This window comes from Snodgrassella alvi, assembly GCF_002777425.1.
GTDB lineage: Bacteria > Pseudomonadota > Gammaproteobacteria > Burkholderiales > Neisseriaceae > Snodgrassella > Snodgrassella alvi_B.
In genome coordinates this window covers 39,513-52,958 of record NZ_MDVC01000091.1, presented here as the reverse complement: position 1 = coordinate 52,958, position 13,446 = coordinate 39,513, and the positions used below count along the sequence as shown (strand labels likewise).

Sequence of the window (13,446 nt, the reverse complement as noted above, 5' to 3'; positions counted from 1 at the left end):
CGTCGGCTAAAGAAAATTTAGCAAAAACATTATGGCGTAGCTGCCGAAGTTTAAGAGAGTTAAATAGGCGATTTATCCATAAAGCATTTTAACTCAATGAGCGCAAGAAACCAGATAGAGGCAGCATATAACCTCCGCCACTGAATACAGCTCAAACACCATAAGACCGATACATACTGGCAAGGAGCAAAAACAAAATTTTAGACAAAAGAACTGGAAATTAGGCTTATTACAGAGCCTATTCCGAAGATGATTTAGCTTGAGAACATATTAAACTTCATCAACAAGAAGATATACTAACAGTGATTTCTGCAAAAAATGATTATAAAGCGAGTTATGCAACAGATAAAACGGATGCTGCTCATATAATGAATAGCGCAAATAAAATAAAAAATCATACACGCGCAATTGGCGTAGCCAATGGAGCAGCAAAAGCTTAACACATATAGCAAACAATCAATAAAGATTTAATCAGTCTGTACCCCATACTAACAACAGCAAACATGTTAATATTAATAGACAAACTCTTGACGTTAAAACATCGTCAGGCACAGTAAATAGCCATACCGTAGCTGCAATAAAAGAAACACAAAACTACATGTTTAACCAGCCTGAGACATCAACAACATGAAAAAACTATTAATAATTCTTTTACTTCTACCCTCTTTAGCAATGGCTAAAGATTACAAAACAATCATATCTGGTAAAAAGTTAACCTATAAGGGCGAAAATTGCGCGGGAGTGGCTTTTTCAAGCAATGGATTATATGCGTTTATATATGCAGAACAAGGCGCCAAGTGCTTACCTAATTTGTCTTTACGCGTTAAATGGCTAAATAACAATACCGTCATGCTGGTAGAGAGGAACAAAACCGCAGAAAATGCTCCTCAAGTTATCGTCATGCAATTTAAATCGATAAAGAAAAATAAAACCACTGTTAAAAATATTTGGGCAGGCTGGGGGGATCAACCAGACCAGATTGAAAAATACACAATTAAATAACTAATCAACTAGCACTCCAAATTTTACTTTATCTACTTAGGGCTTCAATCACATCAATTACCCTCACTTTAATCGCGCAAATCGCCAGATTTACTGTTGCAGCCAATCCACTAACTTATCACAAACCAGCAACACTTAAAGGCAAAATTATCATCGCAAAAATACCTCTTCCAATCCAATATTTAAAGGCGAAAAGCAGCCAGCAATGCGCCTTAATACCCCCTATCAATGTAAAAGCAGCCCTGAAAACAAAACAACCAAAACAGAAAAAAAATGTTAGCTTTAATCAACTTACAACTAGAAAATAAAATAAGCTATATAATCAGTTAATGCTTGCAAATGGCCAAACAGTTATCACTCAGTGTTTTGATTTATTTAACTTTTTATAGCCAACCATACAACAAAAGTTAACAAAATTACTGTACTCCATTAGTAGCGCGCGGTTTGGGAAATAGATTTAAATCAGGAAAGCAAATGAAAAAACTACTACTGGCTCTTTTCAGCTTATGCACCAGCTCCTATGTTTGCGCAGAAAATCCACAATTGCAATACATAAAATCAATGTATCAAGAAAGCGTAAAACTCAAGAATCGCAAAACAAATAATAACCCAGATTACTATTTAAAATACTTTAATAGAAATCTGAAACAAATATATGCCGAGGTAAAAAGTACAGTGAAATCACCGAGAGTACCGCTTGTATAGACTATGATTTTTATCGTCGTTATAGCAAAAATCACTAATGCCAATCTTCGTAGCAACTTAGATATTACATAAGGAGTTTATATGTCTAAGCCATCTTTAACAAATGAACTTACTCGCCTGTATGAATTATTGGAAAAAGGAGCAATAACAAAAGAAGAGTACGAAGAGCACAAAGCTTTACTATTAAGCAAAGCCCGTGGCACTCCCTTTCCTGACGACGAATACAGTAATCCCGCTCAAACCAAATCAGCAGAGGAAAAGCCGCAGATTATCATCAACCAAAGTACCTCAGCGGCAGCATCATCTAGCGCAGCAGCCATAGCTAAAAATGGAGGTTGTTTAAAAACCACCTTAGCGGCAATTGGTTTTTTAGCTGTTATTGCCATACTTCTGCAAACATGCTCTGACAACGAAAAGACAACACCAGACATCCCAGCACCAGAGCCAGCACCTCAGAATATCGCCAATACAGATAATCAGAAAACTGCACAGGAAAACATACAGGCTTTATTACAAAGCGCACTACAAGATAACGCAGCAGCAAATAACGAAATCAATACCGTATGGACAGACATGGATGCCGATGTGCGCAATTATTTAAAGCCTCAGCAGCTCACATGGAACCACGAAAAGAAAAAACAGTGCCAAACCAACGAATACTCAACACCTGAGCAAAACCAGATAGCTTATTTAAACTGTGAAACAAATATAACGCGCACACGCATTCTCGAACTTCAAGCTCAGAAAAATCAGATTTACACAGAAATAAAAGAAGCACAGCTACAAAAAGTCAAACAGGAAGCAAAAGATTCATTAGAAACACTACATACAACATGGGATACCATACCAGAACCAATTAAAGACCACTTGAATTCAAACTTTAAAAACTGGACTGAGAGTGCCAACAATGAATGCGATGCAGCAAAGCCGGCTGATACCCAGGTGCAGACAGATATCAACCGATATACCTGCATAACAAAACTGGCAAAAGCCAAGATTAAAGAGCTACAAGGATACAAAATTTAATCTTGATTATGTAACACAATCAACCACTCTTAAGAGTGGTTTTTATTTGCAGCGCCCTTAAAGTTGAAGATTTTATTACGCACGTAGAGTGCAGCAATTCAAGATTGGATGTGCCTATAGAAGAATTACACCCTACTAGATTTATTAATTAATTTTTAGATTACACCAAGCCTGCTATGCTGGCTTTTTTATTGAAGTAAATTATACTGCCTATTAAAAATATTCCGAATATACCAAACTTCAAAGGCCTCAATCGCTGCTACTAATACACGGATAAGCATAGGAAGCGCATCATTGATTAATACTAAGTTTGGTCATTCTGTGCGTGCTCAATAAGTACAGTATCCTGATTCTACTGGCCGATAACATACTATCTATACCATACAGTAATATGGCAAAGATTGCGCAAGCACTCGTCGGAAAACGCTTATTTACCTGTTACAAGGTTGTTAACCCGTATAAGGCTATCGTTCAGAGATCCACGGGAACAGATGATACTTTAGCCAACAGCAATCCCTATCCGGCTGATATCAACTGCATAAACACCAGCACTACACATCAGTCTCGGTACAGATTATTAATCATTACATCATTCAGGCCTGAATGGCATGGAATGTTCTGTCAGCCGACACACTAAACCAAAGGAGCAAACAGAGTTAGCACAAACAGAGAAAACCAGCAGAAACCGGCCAGCACATAACAGCAGCAGGTTTCCCGCGCTGATGAAATGGCCATACAAAAAAGCGGCCAACCCAAAGAATCCCGCCATCGAAAATCACAACAAGAAAAAACGGCATAACCACACTGCAATAGCAGCCAAATATGCATTATTACCCGTATCGTCGGAACCATCCTTGCCATGGTTAGCAACATCATCAGCTAAAAATACCTGTACATCCGACCACCATCTGGCCACGCCGTCCTCCGGTATTCTGGTTCAGGTTAACAATTAGCTACGTCAGCACTTCGACAGACATCAGGGTCAGCAAAACCATCAACAAGCATATAAATCTTTTTAAATTAGCATTATAGATACATCCACTATCCTCAACCCTCCTCATCATAACTCCCTTTTAATTATTTACCTATCAAATCACTCTTGCTATAAACTATTGTTATACATTCAACGTATACACCACTTAACACCTGTCGAGCAAAAAGTAAATCCCAGATATAACAGCAACATCTGTATCATTAGTCTAATAGGATAATGTCTCCCGGTTCGCTATTTTTAACGTAAAACATTATTTCACCTATATAAGGTAGCGTATAAAACAAATTTTTAAATAAAAAATATAATAATATCAAAAACCTAATAACATAAGCTGCACAAAAATACATCTCACTATATTAAAAGTTCACTGATACAATCCTTTGCTGGAGGCAGACAAGCTGCAATACTACTAAAAGCTTATTTAGCAGATACAGGTGATTTGCCCTGTTACCGCAATTGCTGAATATATTCTGGCAGAATTACCTGCGGGATATTGTTACGTTCTTTTTATCGTAACCAACTAGGCTTTAATATGACGATAGTCGGCTATAGGTTTAATTAAAAACTGGAAAATGAAGGATTTCCAAGTTTTGCGAAATAGCTTGTAATGCGCGGATATAAATCATCTTTTTTCTACAATACTATAAGTGATGAATAGCTGATTGAAAATTAGAGAATGTGTGATGTATCACTTAGTAAAAGTATAGCCAACAAAATATTATTTGAATAATTCTGGCTGCTGTGTGTTGCTTATTATTTATTTTCTATATAATCCAATTAATTATTAATACAACATAATGTTATAGCTGACAAGTAGCTAAGAAAGAGAAATACGCTTGTTGTATTTGCTATATTAAAATATTAATAACCAAATAATAAAACGCCACTGCATCGGTATGGATGCAATGGCGTTGATTCGAAGTCGAAGTCAGCGTTAATGAAACGCTAATGGCAGATTACTGCTAACTCTGTGGACTTGACAAGACTTTTTTTATTAATTCAGGATTTTGTTGCAAAACTGTTTATATTGGTACAAATATAGTTTGTCATTGCAATGAGATGGCTTTATTTCCTGTTCTGATGTATGAATATAAACATTGCAACAATGGATATAAAAGGCTTATGCCTGATCTTGACAGGTTAATCTGAAAGAAAACGCCACTGAATTTTCAGTATACAGTGGCGTTGATTACATTAATTATAAATATAATTTTGTGTGTCTATGTTATTTATTTACAAATTTATATTAAACATAATTAATATTTATGGCAAAAATATTTTTTCTATTTTCGATTTTGGTGGTGAATTTACAAATAGTTGTGTTGGATAGCTACTACACCTAATGATTGTGTATTGGGAGAAGTAGTATCAAACAGTGGAAACCAATGCTTTTTGCAGGGGTAAGTGGCCACTTCTGGCACAAATAAAAAACCAAATTCGGCAGGAATTTGGTGAGGCAATTTGTGGCACGGTTAGTTGATGCTATGTGTGTGTTTACTAGTTGTGTGTTTGCTATTTTGGACTGTGCAAACCGAGGGATTTGCTTGTCCAGTCGCGCACTTGCTGTACGAGTGCGGGGTTGTGTTCGAGCTTCTGGCCATAGCTGGGTATCCACTTGTGCAATATGGGTGCCCATTCGTTGCTGACTTTGCTGGGGAAGCAGTGTTCGAGCAGTTCGAGCATGATGGATACTGAGGTGGAAGCACCCGGGGAGGCGCCTAATAAGGCGGCCAGTGTGCCGTCTGTGGATTTTACCAGTTCGGTACCAAATTGTAGGACGCCGCCTTTTTGCGGATCTTTTTTGATTACCTGTACGCGATTACCTGCAATAGCCAGATGCCAGTCTTCATCGCGTGCCTCGGGGTAGAAGGTGCGCAATTCCTGCATGCGGTCGGCAAAGCTTAATCGAACCTGCTGAATAAGGTAGTGTTCGAGGGCGAAGTTGTGTATGCCTACGGTGAGCATGGGGCGGATGTTGGCGAAATTGAGGGTTTTGAATAAGTCTTGAAAGGAACCGCGTTTGAGGAATTTGGTGGTAAAGCCGGCAAAGGGGCCGAAGAGTAAGGCGTCTTCGCCGTTGATGACGCGTTTGTCGAGATGGGGCACGCTCATGGGCGGTGCACCCACGGAGGCTTTGCCATAGACTTTGGCATTATGCTGCCTGACGACGTCGGGATTTTTACACACGAGCCACTGGCCGGATACGGGAAAGCCGCCATAGCCTTTGCTGACTTCGATACGGCTTTTTTGTAATAGGTGCAGGGAGCCACCGCCGGCGCCGATAAAGACAAAACGGGCTGATACCTGCTGATGTGTGCCGTTAATGAGGTTTTTGATGTCGAGATGCCAGCGGCCATTGTGCTGTTTGAGGTCGACAACTTCGTGTTGCAGGTGCAGCTTGCAGCCTTCGTTAGTAAGGTTGTTGATGAGGATTCGGCTTAAGGCGCCATAGTTGACGTCGGTACCAAGGTCTGACCAGGTAGCGGCAATAGGTTCGCTGTTGTCACGTCCCTGCATCATGAGGGGTACCCACTGGCTAATCTGGTCTTTGTCTTCGGTATAGAGCATGTCCTGAAACAGGCGGTATTGCTGCAAGGCGGCAAAGCGTTTGCGCAAAAAGGCGACGTCTGTTTCTCCGCGCACCAGACTCATGTGGGGCACGCTGCGGATAAATGCGCCGGGGTCGGTAATCAGGCCGGCATCGACAAGTGATGCCCAGAACTGTTTGGATAGTTCAAACTGTTCGATAATTTTGATGGCTTTGGATACTTCGATGGTGCCGTCTTTCAGCTCTGGTGTGTAGTTGAGCTCGCACAGGGCTGAATGGCCGGTGCCGGCGTTATTCCAGGCATCGGAGCTTTCGGTGGCCACGTTGGCCAGACGTTCGTAGATGTTGATTTGCCAGTCTGGCTGTAACTCTTTCAGAAATGTTCCCAGTGTTGCGCTCATTATGCCAGCGCCAATTAGTACCACATCTGCTGAGCTATCGCTATTGGTGTTTTTCATAACGTAAACTCTTCTCTCTTCTCTATCAGGCTATGCTGAATTAAATGTTTATCTGGTAGTTCACACAAGGAGCATTCAGTATTGATGTGATTTATGTATTTTTGACTTAAATCATTGACAATAACGAGAGCTTAATTTAAGCACTTTTGCTTGACGGCAGCAATAGCAAAATAGGGTTTATGCGAGGCTGGGATGGCGCTGTAAATCATAGCCTATTGATTATTAATGTGATTGTTTTTTTGTTTCTGTATGACGTAGCTATTTTATGGCCACTGTGGGCGTTTATGGATTGATTGTTGATATTTTGATTATTGATATCAATACAATAGTTTATCTTGGTGAACAGATAAAGGGCGATGAGTGATGGAATGCTCAGGCTATTAATGTTTCTGTGTCTGTGGTTTTGGCCGGGCAAAATAGAGGGCGCTGAGGGCGGCGGCCAGGGCGTTGAGCAATATAAGCATCCAGTTTGGCGACGAGGTTAACAGCAAGTTTTGCACGAATCCACATAGTAGTGCGATCATGGCTGCGCCGATACTGATGCGATAAGGGGGATGGTGATTGATAAAGTAGCAACTGGTTATGGCGGCCAGCAGTGAAGGTATGAAGGCGTAAATGCCGACGAAACTCAGTACAAATAATAGTATAAATTTGATGTCGCCAGTGTCGAGTAAGCTAATATGATTGAGCGGCACGCCACTGTTAGCGTACCAGTAGAATAGTACGATGTAGAATACACCGGTAGCGATTATGCTGCTTATGGTTTGCAGGATAAGTGTGGGTAGCCGGGCTGATGCCGATGGCTGGTGTGTGTGCTGGTGCTGCATGATGCTGTCCCCGGTTGGCTGGCTTGCGCGGTTGTGGGTGCATGCGGGCATGCGGATGTTATGTTGAGTATACCTGAAATGGCGGTGTGGGGGTATTTTTCGCTGTGTAATCTGTATGCTGGGTGTGGTGGTGGTTGGTATGTTCTGGCTACCGGCCAGATGCATTGTGAAATGCTTTGCCGGTAGCCGGTGCTGGCTGCTCAGGTGTCGCTGGCACCAAACAGCAGGTTTTCTTTGATGGCGCGGATTTTGTCGCGAATCTGGGCGGCTTCTTCAAACTGTAAATCGCGCGCGGCGGCCTGCATGGCTTTTTCGAGTTTGGCGATTTCTTTAACGGCATCGTCTTCGTTGTGGATTTCGCCTACTTTGAGCTTGCTGCGGCCACGGCCTTTGCTGCCGTTTTCATCGTGATAAACGCCATCTATCAGGTCACGTACCTGTTTTTTGATTTGCTGCGGTACGATGCCGTGTTCGGTATTGAAGGCTATCTGGCGGGCACGGCGGCGCTCGGTTTCGTCAATCGCGGCTTTCATGGAGTCGGTGATTTTGTCGGCATATAGTATGGCTTTGCCGTTAACGTTGCGTGCGGCGCGGCCGATGGTTTGTATCAGGCTGCGATGGCTGCGCAGAAAGCCTTCTTTGTCGGCATCAAGTATGGCCACCAATGAAACTTCGGGAATATCCAACCCTTCTCGCAGCAGGTTGATGCCTACGAGTACATCAAACAGGCCGAGACGCAGGTCGCGAATGATTTCTACGCGCTCTACGGTGTCGATGTCGCTGTGCAGGTAGCGCACTTTTACGCCAAGCTCGGCATAGTAGTCGGTGAGCTGTTCGGCCATGCGTTTGGTGAGGGTGGTAACGAGTACACGCTCGCCCTGCTCGCGGCGGATATTGATTTCAGACAGTAAGTCGTCTACCTGTGTGGCCACGGGGCGGATGATGATTTCCGGATCAATCAGGCCGGTGGGGCGTACTACCTGCTCGACTACCTGGCCGGCATGCTCTTCTTCATATTTGGCCGGGGTGGCTGATACAAATATGGTTTGCGGCATGACGCGCTCAAATTCATGGAATTTTAAGGGGCGGTTGTCGCGGGCGGATGGCAGGCGAAAGCCGTAATCCACCAGATTCTGCTTGCGTGAGGCATCGCCCTTGTACATGCCGCCAATCTGGCTGACGGTAACGTGGCTTTCGTCGATAAACATGAGGGCGTTTTTGGGCAGGTAGTCCATTAAGGTAGGTGGCGGCTCGCCCTCTGGTTTACCGGAAAAGTGGCGTGAGTAGTTTTCAATGCCCTTGCAGAAACCCATTTCGTAAAGCATTTCTAAATCAAAGCGGGTGCGCTGTTCGATGCGCTGGGCTTCTACCAGCCGCCCTTCATGGGTAAACCATTTGATGCGGTCGCCCAGCTCCTGCTTGATGTGTTCACAGGCACGTAAAACGGTGTCGCGCGGGGTAACGTAGTGGCTGGACGGGAATACGGTATAGCGGCCAACGCGCTGTTGCAGGCTGCCGGATATCGGGTCAAACAGTTGCATACGGTCGACTTCGTCGTCAAACAGGCTGACACGCAAGGCAAGCTCGGAGCTTTCGGCGGGAAAGATGTCAATCACGTCACCGCGCACGCGGAATGAGCCACGGGCAAAGTCGATATCGCCACGTTCATACTGCATGGCTACCAGCCTGGCGATGATGTCGCGTTGGTCGATTTTCTGCCCTTCTTTCAGGTGCAGAATCATTTGATGGTATTCGTTGGGGTCGCCAATACCGTAAATTGCCGATACGGTGGCCACTATGATTACGTCCTGCCGCTGCATCAGGCTTTTGGTGGCGCTCAGGCGCATTTGCTCGATGTGTTCGTTTATGGCTGAATCTTTTTCGATAAACAGGTCGCGACTGGGTACGTAGGCTTCCGGCTGATAGTAATCATAGTAGGAAACAAAATACTCAACGGCGTTTTCGGGAAAAAATTCGCGCATTTCTGCGTATAGCTGTGCGGCCAGAGTTTTGTTGTGCGCCATGATGATGGCCGGGCGGCCGCTCTGGGCAATGACGTTGGCCATGGTAAAGGTTTTGCCTGAGCCGGTAACCCCGAGCAGGGTTTGGCTGGCCAGGCCATCTTCCAGCCCTTCCAGCAATCCCTGAATTGCCGTGGGCTGGTCGCCAGCCGGTGGAAATGGCTGGTGCAGTTTAAACACACTACCGGGATACTGAATAACATCCATAAGTTTGTAACCTGAAAATAAATTCAACCGAGGAAAAATAACTGTGGTTAAAACAGTTAAAACCGCGCTGGGCGGTTTGTGCTACACATAAGGCCAGTGTGGACAAAAAGCAAGTTTGTCTGCTGGCTTTATAACGCAATCAGGGGCTGAATGCGCGGCTGCAACCAGACTTTACTTTTGCTGTACATTTACTTACAGATCAGCTTGTTATCCAGAAAATGGAATATTCAGCAGGGGCTGGACAGGTCGTTTTTTCTGAATCAGCACTGCTGCCCGACTGTTGGGGTTTGATAGAGTATGGGTAATATTTAATGGCCAGTTAATACTTGGGTGTGTGTATTTGTGCTACAAAACCGGCTAACTAGTATGTTTTGCGCCAATTTTCTGTGATTCGCCAGATATCACTGCCATTTTTAATGACATAAACCATTATAATGGCACAATAATTAAATGAAACAGAATGGCCGGCAATTACCGGCCAGCCATTAGTATACAGGGAATAAGCAGATTATGAGCCTGAAGAAATGCCAGCAAGTGGAAATTGATGCCGCTGATCCGTTTAAAAATGATGTGCTGGATAGAAAAGCCAATATTGAAATTCTGACCCAATTTATTACCAGCTATGAACAATCGATTGTGCTGTGTATTGATGCTGGCTGGGGACAGGGTAAAACCACTTTTATTAGGATGTGGCAGCAATATCTGAAAAATCAGAATATTCCGACTATTTATTTTAATGCATGGGAAAGTGATTATACGGATGATGCGCTGATTGCGTTGATTGGGGAGATTGGTTTATCCATACAGGAACTAGTGGGTGAAGATAAAACAACCGCAGAAAAAATAATGGGGCATCTCTATAAACTTGCGGTCAATTTTACTAAAGCCGCTGCCCCTGCTATGGTCAATCTGATTATTAAAGCGGTTTGTGGTAGCTTAACCGATGCCGATGAAGTATCCAAAGCATCTGGTAATCTAAGTGAATCACTGGTAAAAGAACAGATTACCAAATACGAAGAGTCACGCAAGACACTGGGCAACTTCAAAGGGGCTTTAAGTGAGCTGGCTCGCTGCTATGCGGATGGCGACGCTCACAAGCCGCTGGTAATTTTTATTGATGAGCTGGATCGCTGCCGTCCTAATTTTGCTATTGAGGTACTGGAAAAGGCCAAACATCTGTTTAATGTGGATAATATTATCTTTGTACTGGCTACGGATAAAACCCAGCTAGGCCATTCTATCAGGGCTGTGTATGGGCAGGGGCTGGATGTTAATGGGTATCTGCGCCGGTTTATTGATTTTGATTATTTATTACCTAGCCCAGTTAAATCTGATTACATTGATAGTTTATCTAAACAATTAGGACTTAGTGAAGATTTAAATATAAAGCCACCTTATCATAATTACACTCTTCTAAATATATTAAAAGATATTACTCATCTATATAAATTAACATTAAGAGAGCAAGAAGCTCTTTGTAATATTCTTAGTATAGTAATGAGAACTATAAATCAAGTTATAACAGAAGAATATACTCTGCTATTCTTGCTGATTATACTCAAATTAAAATTTCCAGATTTATATAAAAGTCTGAATAGAGATAATAAAAGCAATTTTATTTCTGATGTATTAGAAAATATCAATTCACAATATTCTAGTGATACTGATAACGATATTTATCATTTTGAATTTTTAGAATGTATGCTTTTAAGTGTTATCAGGCCAGCTTCACAATTCTCTTATGAAGAAACCATTGACGATTATGTTAGGAAATACAAACTCAATGATGTTAAAAAACAAAAATTAATACATAGTTTTAATATGGTTAAAGGATTTGAAATCACTATACGGGACTTATTAAGAATAAAAAATGCTATTGAAATTTCGTCTTCATTCAGGCTTAACTGAACTATCTGACTGATATTGTTTACCTAAATAATACTTGATAGTCTTATAGGCTAATTGCGTGTATGCAGGCTGGAAAAGGCTGGTGATACAAAAATCCGGCAGAAAATTTGCTGATAGCTTTGACTCATGCTGCACCACAAAACTATTTACGCTTTTGTGGCTATAACGCTTATATCCCCAAAAACAGAAATTTGGTTGCTACTTGCAATTGGCTGCGTTGTTCATCTCAATCAATAAACTGCCGGCAAGGCGGTTTGTGGGTTTGTTTTGGTGTACGCTTGGAATAATCAGGCTGTTTGTCATCATCGGCACTGCTGGGCAGCCGGTTTTGCTGCTTTTAATGCTGTTGTTAATAACTGTTTCGTTACTGAATCTAGACTGCTGGCTCTTGGATTAATGGCAATCTCCTGTGTGTGCATTTCTTTTAAGCGGCTGGTATTGTTGCCGGTGGGCATTATACAGATGTGCTTTAACTGTGGCGTTTAAGAAAGCGGAGCTGATTATTGGCAGTGGATGGCAAGGCTTTTACGCGATGCTGTGCACAGGCAGGTTTGCGGTATTTGAAGCTGCAAATTTATAGGCTGGCTTGTTGATATCACTCTTTTTGCTTTGCTTGGCTATATTGCCGCTAACTTGCTTTATGATGCCGCGATATTCTGTGCGGCATGGCGTGCGGATTCTGAACGCTAAATTTTTGGCTATTAATCTCCAGCTATTAGCAGTTTGCTTATCTACCCCGGTACTGGTATTTGCTTGTGCGCGATAGTTTTCAGGATATGGTTTGCAGTGCCGGCAAGTTGGCTGCCGGCTTTAGCTATTCAGCTTACTCTATGGTGCAGATTCTCAATAGCGATACGTTGTGTAATCACTGTCAGGCAATGTTGTTAGTACTTCTACTAAGCAATATTTTAGATAAACCTGAACAGTTTTGCTGGTGTATCCCACAATAAGGCTGGTGCCAGTTGTTTATCCTGTAACAGCATATTCAGTTGGGTAGCCAGATACTCGGGGTTGATTTGTTGTTCATACTGGGTATGCGGCCAGTCACTGCCCCACATCAGGCGGTGGCTGCCGAAATTTTCAAGTAATAAGGGGATGGCGGCGGCAAAAAATTTATGCCCGTCGGCCGCGGCAGCACTGATGCGGTATACCGCGGAAAGTTTGCACCACACCATTCCGCTATGCCCCCATTGCAGTAGCCGCTGAAAACCATTATCACGAGCGGGTACACCATCCGCTGGCCGGCCGAAATGGTCGACTACTACGCGGATTTGGTGTTTGAGCAGGGTGGTAATCATGGTGTCGAGTTTGTTACTGTGGCAATGCAGTTCCACATGCCAGTTAAGGGTTTTGATTTTTTCGAGCAGGTTTTGCCACGGAGCGGATTGCAGCTGGGGCTGGGTGCCGTCTATAACATTCAGGCGTATGCCCACTATGCCTGCCCTATCCATTGCCTGTAGCTCAGGCAAGGTGATTGTGGGATCGACGCAGGCTACGCCTCTGAGACGGGGCGCGGCCTGTGCGATGGCCTGTAGCATAAAGCTGTTATCACAACCAAGAAAGCTCGGCTGAATCAGTACGCCGTGCGTGCAGCCAAGGCCGTGCAGATGAGCCAGATAGTTTTCCAGTGGCGCACTTTGTGCCGGTGTATAGCGCCGGCTGGCTACCATTGGCAAAGCCAGATTAAATACATGTGCATGGCTGTCTATTCTGCCAGTTATTACTTGATTCATTTTATTTCTCTTTTCTA

At 43.1% G+C, this 13,446-nt stretch carries 9 protein-coding genes; 5 read left to right on the top strand and 4 right to left on the bottom strand.

What is annotated here, in order from left to right; translation table 11 throughout:
- The first annotated feature begins 627 nt into the window (after positions 1-627).
- The 4 genes from BGI33_RS08390 to BGI33_RS08375 all read left to right on the top strand — a co-directional run bounded on the left by BGI33_RS08390 (position 628) and on the right by BGI33_RS08375 (position 3,686).
- Positions 628-1,002, top strand: coding sequence for a hypothetical protein (locus BGI33_RS08390; protein ID WP_100090763.1), 375 nt, complete (start codon positions 628-630; stop codon positions 1,000-1,002).
- A 474-nt stretch (positions 1,003-1,476) separates the two neighbouring features.
- Positions 1,477-1,707 carry a hypothetical protein gene (locus BGI33_RS08385; protein WP_100090762.1) on the top strand — a complete coding sequence of 77 codons (231 nt, stop codon included), beginning with the start codon at positions 1,477-1,479 and terminating at the stop codon, positions 1,705-1,707.
- A gap of 81 nt (positions 1,708-1,788) precedes the next feature.
- Entirely contained in the window at positions 1,789-2,733 is a 945-nt protein-coding gene (locus BGI33_RS08380) for an SHOCT domain-containing protein (RefSeq protein WP_100090761.1), read from the top strand.
- A gap of 722 nt (positions 2,734-3,455) precedes the next feature.
- On the top strand, positions 3,456-3,686 hold the full coding sequence (locus BGI33_RS08375) for a hypothetical protein (RefSeq protein ID WP_144235409.1): 231 nt from the start codon (positions 3,456-3,458) through the stop codon (positions 3,684-3,686).
- Between the two features lie 1,553 nt (positions 3,687-5,239).
- On the opposite strand, the gene mqo is transcribed toward BGI33_RS08375, so the two are convergent.
- The 3 genes from mqo to uvrB all read right to left on the bottom strand — a co-directional run bounded on the left by mqo (position 5,240) and on the right by uvrB (position 9,788).
- The gene (gene mqo / locus BGI33_RS08370) at positions 5,240-6,733 is read right to left on the bottom strand and encodes a malate dehydrogenase (quinone) (RefSeq protein ID WP_100090759.1); all 1,494 of its coding nucleotides are present in this window, start codon (positions 6,731-6,733) and stop codon (positions 5,240-5,242) included.
- A gap of 380 nt (positions 6,734-7,113) precedes the next feature.
- Entirely contained in the window at positions 7,114-7,725 is a 612-nt protein-coding gene (locus BGI33_RS08365) for a hypothetical protein (protein ID WP_100090758.1), read from the bottom strand.
- A gap of 35 nt (positions 7,726-7,760) precedes the next feature.
- Positions 7,761-9,788 carry an excinuclease ABC subunit UvrB gene (gene uvrB / locus BGI33_RS08360; RefSeq protein WP_100090757.1) on the bottom strand — a complete coding sequence of 676 codons (2,028 nt, stop codon included), beginning with the start codon at positions 9,786-9,788 and terminating at the stop codon, positions 7,761-7,763.
- A 510-nt stretch (positions 9,789-10,298) separates the two neighbouring features.
- Here uvrB and BGI33_RS08355 point away from each other — a divergent pair.
- Positions 10,299-11,696: a KAP family P-loop NTPase fold protein gene (locus BGI33_RS08355; RefSeq protein WP_100090756.1), complete on the top strand. Its 1,398-nt coding sequence runs from the start codon at positions 10,299-10,301 to the stop codon at positions 11,694-11,696.
- A gap of 908 nt (positions 11,697-12,604) precedes the next feature.
- Here BGI33_RS08355 and BGI33_RS08350 read toward each other — a convergent pair.
- Positions 12,605-13,429, bottom strand: coding sequence for an amidohydrolase family protein (locus BGI33_RS08350; protein ID WP_100090755.1), 825 nt, complete (start codon positions 13,427-13,429; stop codon positions 12,605-12,607).
- Between the last annotated feature and the right edge of the window lie 17 nt (positions 13,430-13,446).